The organism is Nocardia sp. NPDC050713 (assembly GCF_040654315.1).
GTDB lineage: Bacteria > Actinomycetota > Actinomycetes > Mycobacteriales > Mycobacteriaceae > Nocardia.
Genome location: NZ_JBFAHS010000005.1, coordinates 24,863 through 40,220 on the forward strand (window position 1 = coordinate 24,863; position 15,358 = coordinate 40,220).

Below are 15,358 nucleotides of genomic sequence, written 5' to 3' on the forward strand. Positions count from 1 at the left end.
GCTGGGTGCGTCACGGTTCCTCGCGGGCCTCCAGGGCCGCGTCCAGCGCGTTCAGATCCCAACGGAAATCCTTTCCGACCCGCTTGGGTCTCGGTAGCCACGGGTACTTGTCACGATTGCGGTTCCAGCGCCGGAGCACTTCCGGGTTCACGCAGATGTGTGCGGCAGCATCTTTGGTGGTTGCCCACCGGCGAATCGGCACGGTGTGTTCGTGCTCAGCAGACATCGGGGGCTCCTGTCCGGTCAACACCATTGTCGTTGCTGAATATTTGCTGCACTGTGGGTGTGGCACAAGTCGGTGTTGCCGAACACCCGTCCTCGTCCGGTCGTGGTGGATCGGCGGCAGCGAGCAGGGCTCGGTCGTATTCGGCTCGCCAGGTGATGCGTTCGGCGATGGCGGTCATAAGCAGTTTCGCGCGTGATGGTGTTCGGGTGCCGGGGGCGATGGTGGCCCAGGTGTAGCGGCGCGGATCGGTGGCAGGCTTCTCGATGCCGACGGCGGCCAGGCGATTTCGGACGAACTCCATCCGGTCGGCCTTGTGGTCGCCGAGCGTCTTGCCGGTCCACTGCTCCGAGGTCAGCACCCGGTTACCTGGCAGGGCGAGGGTTTCGCGCCGATGTGCGCGTGCCTTGCAGATTCCTGGCACGGTTTTGGCGGTGGCGCCCTTGGGGATGATGCCGTAGAGCAGCCAGATAGCGCACCGCGGACTACATGGGGTGCGGCACAGTGCGGCGTGTAGTCGGTCGTAGTGGTCGTGCTGGCGTGCGGTGCGGGCGTGTAGAACCTCGGTGACCGATTTGGTGAGGTACTTGCACAGGTACCCGATTGCCTCGCTGGCGGCTTTGGTGCCTGCGGCGATGCCTTGGATGTCGATGCGCGGCCCGAACGCTGCTTTGTGCGCGGGTTCGTCGGTGAGGCCGATGGTGTCTAAGGCGTCGTCCCAGTCGGTCAGTCCCGCTTTGCTGCCGGGGTCGATGAAGGTCTCGCGGCGCGGGTCCCACACCGGCACGACGGCACCGGGATAGCGCATCTCGCCCAGTTGCGGCCACCACACTTGGTGGTAGGTGGCTTCGTTGACTTGGCGGATCACCGCGCGGGAGATGGCCCCGCGCAATGCCATGTGGATGTGCGGTGCGCCGCGTTTCTGGGGTTCGACCACGGCGAAGTACTGGACGTTCCAGCCGACCACGCGGCGTAGGTTCTGTATCCAGCGGGAGAACAACCGGGCGCAGGTGATCGCATCCCATGCCGCACGCTGGTAGTCGTAGTGTTCTGGGTTGCGGGCGCTGCCGTCGCTGTGGACCTTGCCGTAGCTGGGCATGGTGAGGGTGACGAACATCGAGGAGTAGTGACCGCCGAACTCGCGTCCGATGGTGCGATCGGAGACCGGATTGCGGGGCAGGTCCGGTGCGTCTTGGCGCCGACGTGTCGAGCGACGCCGTTTCTCGGTTGCCGAACTCTCTTCACTATCCCGGCCGGCGGATTCTTCGCTGGCCGATGCCGGCGGGGTTCCCCGCATCCCGAGCGCGGTCAGTTGCTTGTCGGCCCAGATTATTTCGGCCTCCAGCTCGGCGATGTCGGCGGCGTGCTGCTGTTGGCGTGCTTGGCCCAGCAGGGCGAGCAGATCAGCGCGATAGCCGATCAATCCCTCTTGGTCGAAGGTGGGCCGTGCCCGCGGCTTGGTCGGTTCTTCGCTCAGGTGCCAGCCTTCCCGGCATTGAGCTTGCCGAAGCGCTTTGGCCTTACGCGCGCATGGGCCGCACTGGGATTCCCGCGTGGCCCCGCAGGGCACCGGAACGTAGGCCACGCGTCCGGTCACGGTGTCGGTTTGTTCGAGCACGATCGGCCGCACACACACCCCGTGCCGGTCGGCCGCTGCTATCGCGATGTCCAGAAACGACGGACCGCGCCCGGCTGGTTTCCCATCCTCATCGGTCACTCGTGGCGCGTCGTCGAAGACAGTGGTTGTCATGAGATCACCTGTCTCGTAGTCCCACACGCGGCACCAGGCCGACAACGCCGAACGAGCGCGGTCGGTCCGGTGCCGCGTGAAACGTGAAATGCGAACTACCGGAGCAGGTTTCAAAGGGGTGTGCCGCCGCCGGTACGACGGTCACGAGCGCTACCCGCGCAGGAATCAGAAGACTGTGAATGCGCTATCCGCGCTGCATATTCGCCGCTCGCAAAGGATGTTGTTGGTCACCTGGCGCGGCTATACCAGGCTATCGTGCGTTCTTGGAAGTGATCGTTTCCCCAGGTCGCGGGGCTATCAGTTGTCGGTGTCGGTGTCGGTGTCGGTGTCGAGTTTTGGTGTGCCGTCAGGGTGACGAGGCAGGGGCGGGTAGGTGCGCATGATCCAGTCGATGTCTTCATCGGTGACCCAGTAGGCGCGAACCCTGGTGATCTCCACCGAGGTTTCGTGTTCGACGTAGGCCACACCCGGTGTCGATTCGGGGATCTCATCGCACAGTGCCCCCCGATCGCGCCCACTCGGTCCGAACAGCATGTTCGGCTGTGTCGGCTCACTCATGCGCAAGCCCACCCGATAGGGGTAGAGCTGCCGAAGTTCGAGCACGTCCTTCGACGGGTCCTGGAGACTGCCGACCATCGGCACCGCCACCGCGCGTGATTGGGTGAGCACGGTACCCATGTGCCGCAGAATCTCGTCTCTGATCTTGCGATCCGAGTAGTACGCGGTCAGGCTCGCGGCCTCATCAATGATCACCACAACCAGCGGTTCGGCCACAGTCGGAGTGATCTTGCGTTCGGCCCTGGTCATGTAGATCTGCCCCCGCTGCTGCACCAACGCCGCCGCATCCCGCAACAGCTCGAGCGCCTGCGGGCCGTTGTCGTAGGCGAAGCGCGCGAACCACTCTCGGGCCGCGCCCATCTCCATTCCCCCCTTGGGGTCGATGACCCACAGCACCACCCGCCCGTCCCGGATCGCTGGACCCAGGGCCGCGATCAGCGACCAGATCACCGACCCCTTACCCGAGCCCATCTTTCCCGCGACGAGCAGTTGGTTACCGAGCAAACGTATCTTCCAGGGTTCCCCGAGCTCGGTCATGCCGATGGTGAGCGCTTCCAGGTCAACGGTTTTCGCCTCTACCCGAGGCAGTGGGATCGGTTCGGTAAGCCGGTCGGTGTGGATCACCTGTAGCCGCACGAATCCCGATTCCGTGTGGCGGACCCGCACTCCGACCGCGCCGAACGCGTGGCGCAGCGCGTCGGATTGCTTGGCCCAGTGCTGCACCGTCTGACCACCGACCAACTTGACCAACAGCTCATCAGCGGTGTCACCGTTATCGACCTTGACCAGGACCGGTGTCTGTACGCCGTTGTCGAGGATCTTGGTCAGCCCGTGGATCGCGGTCAGTGTCTTCCAGCGCCGCTTGTAGCGCTTCCACGACAAGTACCGCGTGCGCATCCGCCCCCACACCCAGCGCCGCCACGAACCGGGCCACCAGGCCCACCACATCGCCCAGGCCGCAACCGAGCACCCCGCCATAGTCGCGCCGATCGGCCAGCCCAGGAACCACCAGCCCGCGCCTGCGGCTGCGATCGGTAGCGAGATCATCGGGAACAGCAGCGCCCACCACAACAGGTGGGCCAACCCCAACACCATCGCTTCCAGCAGCAGCATCAGCCCTTGCCCCAGATCATCGAGGATCGTGGGCGGACGGGTCGGCGGCTTTTCGTACTCCGCGGAACGAACCACGTCTATCAACTCCAACTATCTTGTTGCGAATGTTGTTGCCGCACAGTTCGATATGACGGACGTGCGGGGGCGGGTCGACCCGTTGTGCCCGAGCCGACCCGCCGAATTCTCCGACCGCGAGTCAGGGTCAGGCCGGGGTCTTGCCCGCGCCCGCTCCGCTCGCTGACCGGTTACCGCCACCCGGCGGGGTCGCGTAGCCCGTCGCGCGCACCGTGTAGTCCAGGTACTTGTATTCGCCCTGGCCAGCGATGCGCGGTTGGACGGTGACGCCCACCAGTTCGATTGGCCGCAGGTTCGGGCCGATCTCCGCAGTGGTGGGTGCCGGTTCGGTCTCCGACAGCAGCAGAACCTCATAGCTCGCACGCCGTGCCTTGCGCACGGCCGGATCGCTCACGGTGGCTTTCCACACCAGAGCCCCGGTCAGCTCGTCGCGCTTCTGCGGACCGGGCCTGTTCGGATCACCCGTGTACACCAGATCAGGGCTCACAGGCCCCATCTGATACAGCCCATCCGGGAAGAAGTCCGCGAACTCCACGGCGAATCGAAGGTTCTTGCGAGTGTCGGGTGTGATGTCGTTGGCCACCTCGGCCACCTCCAAAGGGTTGTGATGTGTCGGTTGTTGGATGAATCCCGCACCAAGGCGGGGGAGTTCGGGTACGGCACCCGCGCCGCATCCGCAGGGCACTACCGGCGCGAACCGGTGGATCACGCCCCCCAACCCCGCCCGGCCCTGCTCGCACCGCACACGCCCCGACACCCGCCAGGCGCAACCGGACCGGATAAATTTCACGCTCCGAGAAGTCACCCCAATTGAGTGCATGGACTACTCTGGACATGGCAGAGACCTCGTTTCTGCACACGAATGAAAGAGGGACTCCAAACGGGCGGGCCGTGAACCCATATGCCCATCGGAGTTGGTTTCGTTCAGGCTGTCCCCTCGTTGGCGCGGGGGGACAGCCGCGAAAACTTGTCAGCTCTCAGCCGAAGTGAATCATTCGATAACTTGCCTCCAATCTTCCCTATCCATCTTGACATCAATCGGTCTCTCGTGCCGCAACCCAATGGTCCGATTTATCGGACAATCCGCCAGGCCGATCCACACGCCAGGTGTGGAAGGGGACGGGTCGGACCCGTTATGCGGTAGGCCCCATCTGGGAGTTCGCAGCGAACCCGTGACGTACCGCGACTCACTCAGCGATACGGAAGCTCCTACGCCAGCACGGGCCGGGATCGCCACACGGCCCCCTCGACCGACCCGAGCAAACGCAAGGGAGACTGACACGACGTACACATCCTTTCTGTACTCTTTGCCCGTCGAGTCCTGAACCTCTCCCTACCCCAATCATCCCGGCGAATACCCCAAGGTCAAGGGATAAAGGCCACCCAATTTGGGTGGAATGTACCGATTTTTCGGTATAGCGGAAAATGGACAGAGGTGGCCGATTAGTGAAGCCGTGTCAGGGTTGACAGATGCCAAAGAAAGCCCTCATTTCGCAAAAACGAGGGCTTTCTGTCTCGTATCCATCATCGAGGCCCCAGCAGTAGACCAGGGTCAGGCCGAGTGCACGTATGCCTTGAGCGTTTCCCTGGTCTCGGCAGCTACCCGGGAGTCGGGAAAGTGCTGGGCAAGTAGCGCTTCCAGTTGCTTCAAACGCTTTCTGACCCAGGAGAAGTGTGCGGAGATCGGTGTCTCCAAGACCGGTGACACGGCGGAGATGCTTCCGTCCAGGTCACCCAGCCGCGCACTTGCCGATGCGAGATAGATCTGGCTCAGCATCTCATCGCCCGGCGAGCGTTGCACCTGCCATGCCGCGATGGCATCGTTCGAAGCCTGCACCGACTTCCTCAGAATCTTCGGTTCGTCGGCCCACATCAACGAAAACCCGTGATAGTAGATCTGCTTCGCTGGGCTGAAGCTGAACAGCCCCGGTACTTCATCCGGGCCACACGCATCACGCGCCCGGTCGGCTTGACCAAGCAGTTCGAGAGCGCTGCCCGAATCACCCAGATTCGCAACCGAGGCCGCCAGGCCGCACAGCAAGCGGGGTTCGGCGGTCCCGGTCGATCGGCCGACGTAGCGCAGTCCATCGGTCGCGGCGTCCCGAGCCAGTTCGAAGTCCTTTGTGAATCGGAACGCCAGCGCTTGGGTGCCCCGTGCCCAAGCTCTGAGCTGATCATGGTCGGCGCGATCTCCAAGTGTGAACGCGGCCTCAGCGTGGACTCGCGCCGTGTCGGCCTGGCCCAGATCCAATGTCAGATAGGCCAATACGCCGCATACCCGACCCAGGCCAACGTAGAGATCGCGGATTTCCTCCGGACGGCACGCACCCGCTCTGATCCGACGTGTCAGCTCAGACCGTAGATCCAGCGCATACGACAGAGTCTCCTCGTACGGCTCGAATCGTGCCCCTTTGGCGACGTGCACGATCTGATCGTTGATCTCGTCTAGCGCAGCGCCATCTGGGGCGACTAACAGAGCCTGCGAGTCCCGGCGCGCCCGATCGAGCATCCGCATCGTATCTGCCGCACGCGCGTACTCGCGTTGGTCTGCGTCCCATGCCGCGACCAATACACCGCCACCGTTCAAAGCTAGGTCGGTCCGTTCGGCCCAGCCTCTATCTCGGGGCCAGCGTCGTCCAGCCTCGATATTGCACAACCAGGAGTAGTCGCAGTACAGAAGTGCGGCGAGTTCGCGCAGGCTGAGCCGCTGCCGCAGCCGCAGCTGCTTCAGTGTCCGTCCAGTGCGCTGAGGATCCATCCCTGGCAATCGTGCCACCGTCGAGCTCACCCGGCCTACGCCCCCTGTTTTCAGTGTCGCTCGTGTGATCTGGAAAACAGCGTAGTCGTTCCGAATCTTCCCGGTGCCGAGAAAGCTTGTGGTCAGCCCCGCCGCCGAGTTGATGCGGTGCCCCTCATCGTTCCCCGGCGGCGGGTGCTTTCCCACGTGTTGGCTTAGCAGGGAGGGGTTTCACCGATGAGTTTGGCGAATGAGATGGGTTCGGGTGACCCGAAGACTGGGCAGCAGTCGTCGAATACTCCTCCGGTGGCAGACACCCCTCGTTCGCGGGTGGGCTACTACCGCAGCGTGTGTCACCTGCCCGCCGTGCTGCAACCGGACACAGGCCGGATCGGTTTCACCGCGGGCATGGTGTGGGCGGTCGCGATGCCCTCGGACCTTGGGCAGTTGGTCAAGGTCCACCTCGAACGCAACAAACACGGCGGTGGGCCGATTGTGACCCATCCTCGCTCGCACACCTGGATCTTCCTGGTGCGCTCGGATATTCCGGCCACGATGATCGCTGCCGAAGCGGCGTTGTTCCGCGCTCGCCGAATCACGATCTTGGGTAACGGCGATCACGTGGCCCTGCCGTCCCCGGCCGATCAGGGCGCGGAGTATCGCGGGTGGATTACCGCCGCGCACTCGGTGTTCCGCCCCTCTGGACGTGCGGTGCTGTATGCGGTGCACGCCTGCCTGGCCCCGACCCGACAGCCCGCGCTGTGAGCACCCCCGCGCCGAGCATGGACGGGTCGCCCTCGCCCACCGAAGCCGATGTGCACCTGAGTGTGTTCCTGCACGGGCAGCGCATGGATTTCGTTGCCTGCCTGACCGCCGCGTTGATCTTCGTTCAGGAGCACCAGGCCCGCCACTACGTCGACGCGGTGACCGTCGACTTGGACAAGCGCGAGTTCCCGCGCCTTCCAAACGAGCGCCTGTACCTCGAGAGGTAACACCCCGTGACCAACCACACCAGCCAACAGAATCATCGCGAACACGAAATGCGCAGGAACACATTACATCTGAAAGAGAACCTGGACGCCTTCAGCCGCGCCCAAGCCGCCGCGCTGACGGCTTTGGCCCAAGCGGGGCGGGCGTGCTCGGCGCGGGAACTGGCGGGCGGGCACCACATCGGCCCGATCACCTTGACTCTGCAATGGCTTGTCACCAAGGGCCACGCCCGCACCGAGATCCGCCAACCAACAGGCGCCGAACGCCCGGAGCCGGTCTATGAACTGACCGACGAGGGCAACGCCACCTATCAGCGGCTCAACACCAACCCGCCAGCAGCCCGGCCGCCAGAGGCCCCTGAATCGAGGACGTGATATCGCTTGCCCATCAATGCAATCGGCCTGCTCAACCGCAGCGTCAGCCACTCCTGGTTGCGAGACGAGCGAGTGATCATCGACCTGAGCCACGCGCGCGGATACCGGCTGACTCGCACGGTGACCATCGACGCCGACACCTACATGCCGACCACGTTGATCGTGTGGACCGCACACCAGCACGACGCGACCGTCGTCGTCGCCCCCAGCGTGGAGCACTTTCCCAGCACCAGCATCCAAAATGCGGTCGCCTTGGCCTGTGCCCTGGTGACGCCCACCCGCGCCATTCCCCCACTAGGCAACAACACGCAATAGAGGCTCGCTGCCGCTGTCAGCCGGGTCTGCGACCATGAGCGGCAACCGAATACAGATCGGCGGAGGAGGAACAGCATGGGCAAGGATCAGTTGGACCTCGGGTTCGAGGTTGAGCAGACCGCGTGGGGCAAATGGGTCGACCCTGATCGCCGGAAGGTCCAGATGCAGAAGTTCATGGACCACGCAGGCATACGCCGCATTCCGTCCGAGCCGTGGCCGGAGGACTCGCCGGAGGTGAAGCGCCTGGACCCTATCGTCGCCGAGCTGTTCCCAGACATGGAGACCGCGATGGCACCCGAAAACGCGGACATGACCGACGCTTTCGTTTGCTTCGCAGGCGAATGCTTCGTCAAGTTTACAGGCGGACGTTGGATCGACTGCGATTGGTTTGGACGTCAAAACTCCTTCTATGAGGACGTGAACCCCGCAGTGGAATGCGACACCTACGACGAAGATGAAATCGTCCTGTGGAAGTTGGTGAAAGACATGATCAACTATCATCCCGGCGAATATTCTGGAATGTTCTCCTATTTCGCGGCAGCGTTGCGTGTGTATGCGAGTGAGCACGAGGAGAAGCGCAGCGAGGAGTAGCGATTGATACGACGGTTCGCCGTCGATAGAGGTTAACCACTACGTTCCACCTATCGGGGGGGTGTGGTTCAGCGTTGCCGGATGGATACGATAAAGACCGCAAAGATTTCAAATCGAATGCGCGTGGAAGAATATTCGAGAATGGTTCTTACCAATACTTCCGCGACCGCGAACACGGCTACGTTCAACAGTCGAGAAAGTATGTAGTCGAAGGTGTTGGTAAGATAACTTTCGACAAGCTTTCGGATGACCGAGGGGAAGTCTCATCCATTGAGGAGAAATCCGGCAGAATGGAGGGAGACAAAGACAAGAAGCAACTGGAAGTGGTGCGTGCACTCATCGAAAGAGGTGAGATCCACCATCACCTCCTACGAACCGTCGAAGGCGAGTACATCGCGAAAGACGTGCAGGAACTCATCGATGGGCTGAAGCGCGACTTCAAGGACGAGTTCACGCATCAAGTCATTTCCAGGGAAGATGCGCATGCAATCTGGGCGCTGGGGCTGCAAAGAGAACCGGGTCAGCAGATCGAATTGCCCGGTGTTCGTGAGAAAGCGCGAGAGCAGAAGGAACGACAGCGGCAAGCGCCCGCTGTGTCCTTGGTCAAGAAACGCGAATCGCCCGCGGTCTCCCTCGTCCGCACAGAGGAACAGAAGCGGGACCGCTCGCGACGAAGCGAGGACGCGCGGCAACGGAAAGAGCGCGAACGCGCAACGCAGCTCCGGGAGGCGCAGACGAAGTTGTCACGCGACGTCGACGCGCAGACTCGACGGCTCGCTGAAGCGAGGGAGCAAGGGCGGTCTATCTCCGCGCTGGACCTGAAGAAGTCGCACGAGAGCATCGCCAAGCAGCTCGACGCCGTCCGGGCGATGGAGGACGCCCAAGCCCGCACAATGCTGGAGAAGGCAGGGATACCCGCGGCGCACATACACGCGATAGAGCCCAGCCTCAAACAGAGCCGAGAGGACCAGCGGCAGACCATGATCCGCGACATCGACGCGATTGGTGCTGCTGCACAAGACGCCGCGAAAGCCCAGCAGCGGCGCGAAGAGATCGAGCGTCAACGTGAGCAGGTCCGCGATCGTGTCGAACGTAGCCCGCTGCCGCGCGAGGTGGCGCAGATCCTGGAGCTGGGGAGGCCGCAGCCGGGCGAGACGCCACGGCCTGCGCCGGGGCACGAGGTGAGTCAGGCGCGGTTGCACTACGACATCGCCAAAGAACGACAGCGCGAACAGGAACGCCAACGCCAACGAGGGCTGGGACGGGAACCAGAGGGAAGCGCATAGCAGGGCCTGGCTAGACAACGGGCGGAGCGCCGACCGCCGCACCACTCGGACTGACACCGGAAGTCACCCACGTGCTCAACCTCAGCGGCCCCCAACCAACGCCCGACCGCTACCGCACCACCACCACACCCGCCGACCGCAATCGACGCGAACGCAACGAACGCGAAGCCCGCGAACGCGACGAACGCGCACGCCACGAACGCATACATGGCCGCAACCCCGGCACCACCTGACCTCTAGGCCAAGCGACTGAGCGACGGCTGACCGCGCCGGATTCGGCCACCACCTCACTGGTTTCCCGGGGTCCAGGGCTGGGCCGTTCCGGCGCGTCGCGACAGGCATGGCAACCAGTGATCTGATTCGCGGAATCTATTGTGCCGCAGTCTTGAAGGCTCTGTTGGGAGAGAGTGAGAGAAGTTGGGAACCCCCGGGAATCAGTAGGAAAAAGAAGGCGAAGATAACCGGTAACCCAACAGATCAGAACTTGCCGAATTTCTCTCTACAGAGTCAAGAGCGGCGCGCTACGCGCGCCGCCCAGGGTCGCCCCGCCCTCCGCTCCGCTCCGGACGGCGCACCCTGGCCCAGACCCAGGAGGGGAACCGAACCATCACACTCACCTCGCAGCGCAACCGCGCGGAAACCGGTACTCTCCGCAGCAATTACGGTCTCGAGACGCAGGGTCCTGCCGCGCCCCTCCGGGGCTTGCCACCCTTGAATCGGATGTGCCTCAGGCTCTATCCCGCGGATCGGAACCGCGAAGGAAAGCGCTCGTCTGGCAGACCGTGCGGGAGCCCGGCATCTCGCCGTTCCTTCTGCTTTCGCTCCCAGCTGTACAGCGAACTTGTGATTGTCGCGAGCGCATCCCATTCCTTGCAGACGCTGGTTCGCTTGCCGCAGGAGCATTTTGTGTGCTCGCCGTCGACCGCGTGGTGTAGCTCATCGAGGGCGAGTAAGTGCGCCATCGCTCGGTCCCTTGATCGGTAGGCCGCGTCACGCTGGTCATGCGCCTCCGTGACCTCTTGAGCGTCAAGCCACCGGCGGACGGACTCAGCCTCTTGTCCGCGCTCATTTTTGTAAGACCAGCGGACATCTTCCAGGAGCTTGTTCTTCTCGGCTACCTGCTTTCGAAGCAACTCCACCTGCTTCCTGAACTGCGCAACCTGGTCGCTGTGGTCAGCGTTCGTCAGGTTCATCTCCGCTGCCCACATTTCGAGGTGGTCGGAATCCCGAAGCTTCGACTTGCTCAGGGTGTCCCCGAGGTGTCGTTGGCAGCCGGAGCAGATCACCAGATCGCTAGTCGACTTGAAGGTGAATGTTTTCTCGATCTTGCAGCACAGACACACGGCGTTGGTCGGTCGGTGCAGGTTGTAGCGATGCATGAGGTTCCTCCTTGAACGCTCCACACAGCCGGTTCCGAAACCCTACACCTAGGGTCTGACACAATAGGAAGCCACAACATCTAGTGATGCCTACCTAGTGTCCCTGAGCGCGCTGCGGCGATCCGATAATGTTGCCAAACATTTGCTACATCACTTGATCTCCGGCGTGTCCCTCGGGTGACACGCCGAGCTAGCCCTGCGCGACCTTCCAACTAAGTCACAACAAATTGTCACGCCGCCGTTCGAACTCGAACGCATATGCGATCGTGGCAAGTAGTCAATTGTTGTCGTTTCAGCAGGTCATTGCCCATTTCCGTACGTCTGTTGACAGTCCTAAGTAGTTCGTAGTAGCCATGCCGCTCGGTATCGAGAAGGTCAGGGGTTCGATTCCCCTTAGCTCCACCAACGGAGGCGAGTGCTCGCGGAGAGCGCTCGCCTTTTTGGTTGGTTCCGCGTGTTTTGTGGGGGCGGAGCCCCCACACCCCACCCGGCGGGGCTTCGCCCCCCGGACCCCCTCCCAGGTGTGCCTGCTCGGGTTGGTTCGCCCTTGCTCGCTGGACGAGAGACACGTTCTTGTTCGCCGCCTCGGGTACGCCTCCCCGCCGCAGGGTGTTCCTCCCCGTGCCATGTAGTGCCGTTGTGTCATCGCCGGGTCGGCGTGGCTGAGGACATCAGCGGATCACCAGGTCGGCGCTGTCGCAGTAGTCGGCGACCGTGGGCGGGGTGTACGCCTTGACCGGTGTGCCCCGGTTGTGCTCGGCCTTGGACAGCTTGCGCGGGCACGGCACCTGCGAGGTTCGTACAGCGGTGAGGACGAACCGCAACTCATCGATGGTGAGATCGCGCGCGCCACCGGTGCGGCCCTTGGCCTCGATGTTCTTGGCCATCTGCGATTCCCGGACCGGGCGTCATAGCCCCGAGCATGGAGCACTTCCCCAACGCCAGCATCCAACGCGGTCGCCTTGGCCTGTGCCCTGGTCGGCGCACCCTGTCCCTAGGCTCCAGGGAGGGGCGCCGGACCCGCTACGTCAACCCTCGCAACACGCGATCGCGCGGAAGTCTGTTACCTGTCGCAGCACTTACGTCTCATTACCACAGGTGCTGCCCTTCCTGTACCAATGAACCTCATGCCGGCAAATGCAGGATGAGCTGGAAGGCATATTCATTGAGCTAGTGGAAGGCTGTGTGGCTCAGTAAATCTCAGGGGAAGTAAGTCCAGGGTAGCCCGGTTTCGACCGCATGGCGGACACTCGAAGTCATGCAAGCTCTGACGATCCTCGAGCACGGGACCGGACCGGCGGTGGCACTCGTACACGGTGGCGCGGGGCCGAAGGCAACTTGGACCGGGCTGGACTCGCTGTCCGCGCGGTGGACGCTGCTGCTTGTGCACCGACGCGGCTTCGGTGCGAGTCCGCCGCCACCGGGTGGGCAACAGGACTTCGAGATCGACGCGGCCGATCTCGGACGTATATTCCAGGATCGGCGCCCGCATGTGGTCGCCCATTCCTACGGGGTACTTGGGGCGCTCCTCGCCGCCGCTCAGGCACCCGAGACCGTGCGCTCGCTCACCCTCATCGAACCGCCCCTGTACTTTCTCGCCCCTGATGATCCGGAAGTGGCTCGGCTGGAGAGTCTGGGAAACGCGGTGCTCACCCACGGTCTCGACGCCGACCCCGCAATACTGCGCGAATTCCTCATTCTCGCAGGGGCACCGGATGGGGGAGGGAGTCGGTTGTCCGATGGAGCCGTGCGCCGCGCGTGGGGCGCTCGTTTACCGGGGCAAGCACGACCGGACCTGACCGCTTTGCGGGCGGCCGATGTCCCTGTTCTAGTCGCATCGGGTGGACACTCTCCCGGCCTGGAACGGATCTGCGACCTGCTCGCCGACGCACTCGGGGCGCAACGGCTCATCGCACCAGGTTCGGGCCATTTCGTCCCGGCGGCACCGGGTTTCGTCGACCGGCTCGAAGCGTTTCTTTCGTCGGGTGGTGGCACGGAATCGAGCTGACCTGCGCTGCTTCGGCCTGGCAACAGCGGTCACCGGATCAGTTCCGGCGAGTCGGCATCGACGTCGATCAACAGCGCATCAGATGCGGCACTCACGCCGGACGTGCTTACGAATGAGCCTGCATGAGTCACAAACGTCCTGTCGTCCTGTGTATCTCCGCATGTGCGATGTCGGTCGTGGTCGGGGGGTGCTCCTCGGACCAAGGGGACGATTTGGGTCACCTGTCGAAGTGTGCGAACGTCGCTTTCCCAGCTGGTGCCGATGTCATCTGGTACGAGCATGACAGCGGTTTCAGGGAGTCGACCACGGTAGCCGTTGTCGATATTCCGGCCGGCTCCGTCGACGAGTTCAAACGGCAATCCGACTTCGCGAAGTTCGCCCCAGGCGTTCCGTCATCGTGGAGGTCCTACTGGGCCGCGACCGGAATGAACGACCTGCTATCGACAGACACTGGAAACGAGCACTCGGTGGAAGACTATCGCGATCCGCGGCGGTACGTCGTCATCCACAACAGCGGCGGCGAGACGCGAAAGGTCTTCGTGCATACGGACTGCTGACGCCGGAGCCGTGCCCAGGGCCTCTCAGATCCGCCGCCTGATAGCCGGGTCCTGGACTCGGCACGGCCCTACCCGACGGAGCGCGTCCGGCCTACCTCTTGCGTGATCTGCGCTGATTGCATCGGGCCGTCGGGACGGCGGGATCATGACCGAAGGCCCCGATCGGTGTTCCGTTCGGGGCCTTGGTGTTACGTCCGCGGACTACTTCGTGGCGGGGAAAGGCTGGTTGATGGTGGTGAGGTACTGCGCGGCGGCGGCGATGGCTACCGGGGCGGTGATGAGTAGCTGGCCGGCGATCGTGCCGAGGGCGCCGATCGCGGCGACGCCGCCCAGGCAGCCGACGGCCGCGGCCGGGAGGAATGGGCCGAACAATCCGACGAGGGTGGCGGCGGCGACGGTGCCGCCGACGACCGCGCCGAGCACGCAGCCCACCGCCGCGCCGCCGATCCCGCCGACCAGGGCGCCGAGGCTGACGCCGAGGCCGATGGTGCTGGCCATCCGGCTCCAGGCTGCCTGCTCTCGCTCGTACGGGCTGCGCCATCCGGCCTGGTCCTCGTAGGGCAGGGCCACCGGCTGGTACGAGGCCTTGGCCGGATCGAGTTGCGGAGTGAGGACGGCGGTGCGCCCGGAGATCTCGGCCGCGATCGGAAAGACGAAATCGTCTATGCGGAAGGACAATTCGGTTCCGGCCAGCACGGCACCATCGGATGCTCTGATGGTGAACGCACCGTCCGCGACGGAGAGCGTGCCGGAGTCGACGGTGATGGTGGCGGACTCGGCGTCGGTGGCGGCGGTGTATCCGACCGGAGCCGGGGCGGCCGGGGCGGCTTGCGCGGTGGCCGCGCCGAAGCCGATGGTGGCGGTGATCAACGCGGCGGCGAGCGTGGTGGCCGGGGCGAACTTGGACACGGCGATATTTCCTCTGGCTGTGCGTGAGATGTACGTGGTCGGCATTCCATCAAGCGGCGTCGAGGGCTGCGGTGATCTTGCGGGTCATCTCGGCGACGGTGGGGCTGGGCGAGCCCGCACGGGCCTGGGCGGCGTCGATGGCGACGAGGACGGTGCTGCGGAAGTTGTCGGCCTCGGCCGGATCCTGTTCCGCGAGCAGGTTCATCGCTGCGGTCAGGGCGGGCAGCACCTGGTCGGCGAGTTCGGCGACGGACTTGCCCTTCAGTTCGATGTCCTTCGACTTCGCGGCGAGCACGTGCCCGACCAGGCCGGTCGCGGAGTACAGGGCGATGGAGCCGTCGGTGGCGATCTTGTGCGGCTTGCCACCGGCGGCGGCCAGCAGCGATACGGCGCCGTACGCGGCGGTCCGCAGGGTGGCCTTGTCCTGGTCGGTGAGGGTGATGGAGGAAGCGCTGTTCTTTGTCATGGCAACGACTATCGGCGGCTGGCCTGA

At 63.8% G+C, this 15,358-nt stretch carries 17 protein-coding genes; 8 read left to right on the forward strand and 9 right to left on the reverse strand.

Annotation, left to right across the window (positions count from 1 at the left end):
* Positions 1-10 precede the first annotated feature (10 nt).
* The 5 genes from AB0H49_RS11520 to AB0H49_RS11540 all read right to left on the reverse strand — a co-directional run bounded on the left by AB0H49_RS11520 (position 11) and on the right by AB0H49_RS11540 (position 6,477).
* A complete protein-coding gene (locus AB0H49_RS11520; protein WP_357250142.1) occupies positions 11-226 on the reverse strand; it encodes a hypothetical protein in 216 nt (71 codons plus the stop codon).
* Positions 216-1,973: a replication initiator gene (locus AB0H49_RS11525; protein ID WP_357250145.1), complete on the reverse strand. Its 1,758-nt coding sequence runs from the start codon at positions 1,971-1,973 to the stop codon at positions 216-218. Before AB0H49_RS11525 ends, AB0H49_RS11520 begins: the two co-directional genes overlap by 11 nt.
* A 297-nt stretch (positions 1,974-2,270) precedes the next feature.
* Positions 2,271-3,719, reverse strand: a complete 1,449-nt coding sequence (locus tag AB0H49_RS11530) for a cell division protein FtsK (RefSeq protein WP_357250148.1) — start codon at positions 3,717-3,719, stop codon at positions 2,271-2,273.
* A gap of 127 nt (positions 3,720-3,846) precedes the next feature.
* Positions 3,847-4,302 carry a hypothetical protein gene (locus tag AB0H49_RS11535; protein WP_357250150.1) on the reverse strand — a complete coding sequence of 152 codons (456 nt, stop codon included), beginning with the start codon at positions 4,300-4,302 and terminating at the stop codon, positions 3,847-3,849.
* Between the two features lie 969 nt (positions 4,303-5,271).
* Positions 5,272-6,477 carry a helix-turn-helix domain-containing protein gene (locus AB0H49_RS11540; protein WP_357250152.1) on the reverse strand — a complete coding sequence of 402 codons (1,206 nt, stop codon included), beginning with the start codon at positions 6,475-6,477 and terminating at the stop codon, positions 5,272-5,274.
* 285 nt (positions 6,478-6,762) lie between these two features.
* Between AB0H49_RS11540 and AB0H49_RS11545 the strand changes: the two genes are divergently transcribed.
* From AB0H49_RS11545 to AB0H49_RS11570, 6 genes are all read left to right on the forward strand, one after another.
* On the forward strand, positions 6,763-7,221 hold the full coding sequence (locus AB0H49_RS11545; RefSeq protein WP_357250155.1) for a DNA-directed RNA polymerase subunit beta: 459 nt from the start codon (positions 6,763-6,765) through the stop codon (positions 7,219-7,221).
* The gene (locus AB0H49_RS11550) at positions 7,218-7,448 is read left to right on the forward strand and encodes a hypothetical protein (RefSeq protein ID WP_357250158.1); all 231 of its coding nucleotides are present in this window, start codon (positions 7,218-7,220) and stop codon (positions 7,446-7,448) included. Before AB0H49_RS11545 ends, AB0H49_RS11550 begins: the two co-directional genes overlap by 4 nt.
* Positions 7,449-7,454: 6 nt before the next feature.
* On the forward strand, positions 7,455-7,820 hold the full coding sequence (locus tag AB0H49_RS11555; protein WP_357250161.1) for a hypothetical protein: 366 nt from the start codon (positions 7,455-7,457) through the stop codon (positions 7,818-7,820).
* A 6-nt stretch (positions 7,821-7,826) separates the two neighbouring features.
* On the forward strand, positions 7,827-8,135 hold the full coding sequence (locus tag AB0H49_RS11560; protein WP_357250164.1) for a hypothetical protein: 309 nt from the start codon (positions 7,827-7,829) through the stop codon (positions 8,133-8,135).
* 75 nt (positions 8,136-8,210) lie between these two features.
* A complete protein-coding gene (locus tag AB0H49_RS11565; RefSeq protein WP_357250166.1) occupies positions 8,211-8,726 on the forward strand; it encodes a hypothetical protein in 516 nt (171 codons plus the stop codon).
* 74 nt (positions 8,727-8,800) lie between these two features.
* Positions 8,801-10,012 carry a hypothetical protein gene (locus AB0H49_RS11570; RefSeq protein ID WP_357250169.1) on the forward strand — a complete coding sequence of 404 codons (1,212 nt, stop codon included), beginning with the start codon at positions 8,801-8,803 and terminating at the stop codon, positions 10,010-10,012.
* 734 nt (positions 10,013-10,746) lie between these two features.
* On the opposite strand, the gene AB0H49_RS11575 is transcribed toward AB0H49_RS11570, so the two are convergent.
* Together AB0H49_RS11575 and AB0H49_RS11580 are read right to left on the reverse strand one after the other, a co-directional pair.
* Positions 10,747-11,391, reverse strand: coding sequence for a hypothetical protein (locus AB0H49_RS11575; protein WP_357250172.1), 645 nt, complete (start codon positions 11,389-11,391; stop codon positions 10,747-10,749).
* A gap of 671 nt (positions 11,392-12,062) precedes the next feature.
* Positions 12,063-12,278 carry a hypothetical protein gene (locus tag AB0H49_RS11580; RefSeq protein ID WP_357250174.1) on the reverse strand — a complete coding sequence of 72 codons (216 nt, stop codon included), beginning with the start codon at positions 12,276-12,278 and terminating at the stop codon, positions 12,063-12,065.
* 371 nt (positions 12,279-12,649) lie between these two features.
* Between AB0H49_RS11580 and AB0H49_RS11585 the strand changes: the two genes are divergently transcribed.
* Complete coding sequence (locus tag AB0H49_RS11585; RefSeq protein ID WP_357250176.1) at positions 12,650-13,399, forward strand: alpha/beta hydrolase; 750 nt, start codon at positions 12,650-12,652, stop codon at positions 13,397-13,399.
* Positions 13,400-13,521: 122 nt separating this feature from the next.
* The gene (locus AB0H49_RS11590) at positions 13,522-13,956 is read left to right on the forward strand and encodes a hypothetical protein (RefSeq protein ID WP_357250179.1); all 435 of its coding nucleotides are present in this window, start codon (positions 13,522-13,524) and stop codon (positions 13,954-13,956) included.
* A gap of 201 nt (positions 13,957-14,157) precedes the next feature.
* Here AB0H49_RS11590 and AB0H49_RS11595 read toward each other — a convergent pair whose 3' ends face one another.
* Both AB0H49_RS11595 and AB0H49_RS11600 read right to left on the reverse strand, forming a co-directional pair.
* Positions 14,158-14,871 carry a hypothetical protein gene (locus AB0H49_RS11595; RefSeq protein WP_357250955.1) on the reverse strand — a complete coding sequence of 238 codons (714 nt, stop codon included), beginning with the start codon at positions 14,869-14,871 and terminating at the stop codon, positions 14,158-14,160.
* 43 nt (positions 14,872-14,914) lie between these two features.
* Positions 14,915-15,331: a hypothetical protein gene (locus AB0H49_RS11600; protein ID WP_357250182.1), complete on the reverse strand. Its 417-nt coding sequence runs from the start codon at positions 15,329-15,331 to the stop codon at positions 14,915-14,917.
* Positions 15,332-15,358 lie beyond the last annotated feature (27 nt).

Bases quoted from the DNA above. Each gene is read 5' to 3' on its own strand.
- AB0H49_RS11520 (WP_357250142.1), bottom strand. From the start codon at position 226: ATGTCTGCTGAGCACGAACACACCGTGCCGATTCGCCGGTGGGCAACC.
- AB0H49_RS11525 (WP_357250145.1), bottom strand. From the start codon at position 1,973: ATGACAACCACTGTCTTCGACGACGCGCCACGAGTGACCGATGAGGAT.
- AB0H49_RS11540 (WP_357250152.1), bottom strand. From the start codon at position 6,477: ATGGATCCTCAGCGCACTGGACGGACACTGAAGCAGCTGCGGCTGCGG.
- AB0H49_RS11565 (WP_357250166.1), top strand. From the start codon at position 8,211: ATGGGCAAGGATCAGTTGGACCTCGGGTTCGAGGTTGAGCAGACCGCG.
- AB0H49_RS11575 (WP_357250172.1), bottom strand. From the start codon at position 11,391: ATGCATCGCTACAACCTGCACCGACCGACCAACGCCGTGTGTCTGTGC.
- AB0H49_RS11580 (WP_357250174.1), bottom strand. From the start codon at position 12,278: ATGGCCAAGAACATCGAGGCCAAGGGCCGCACCGGTGGCGCGCGCGAT.
- AB0H49_RS11585 (WP_357250176.1), top strand. From the start codon at position 12,650: ATGCAAGCTCTGACGATCCTCGAGCACGGGACCGGACCGGCGGTGGCA.
- AB0H49_RS11590 (WP_357250179.1), top strand. From the start codon at position 13,522: ATGAGTCACAAACGTCCTGTCGTCCTGTGTATCTCCGCATGTGCGATG.
- AB0H49_RS11600 (WP_357250182.1), bottom strand. From the start codon at position 15,331: ATGACAAAGAACAGCGCTTCCTCCATCACCCTCACCGACCAGGACAAG.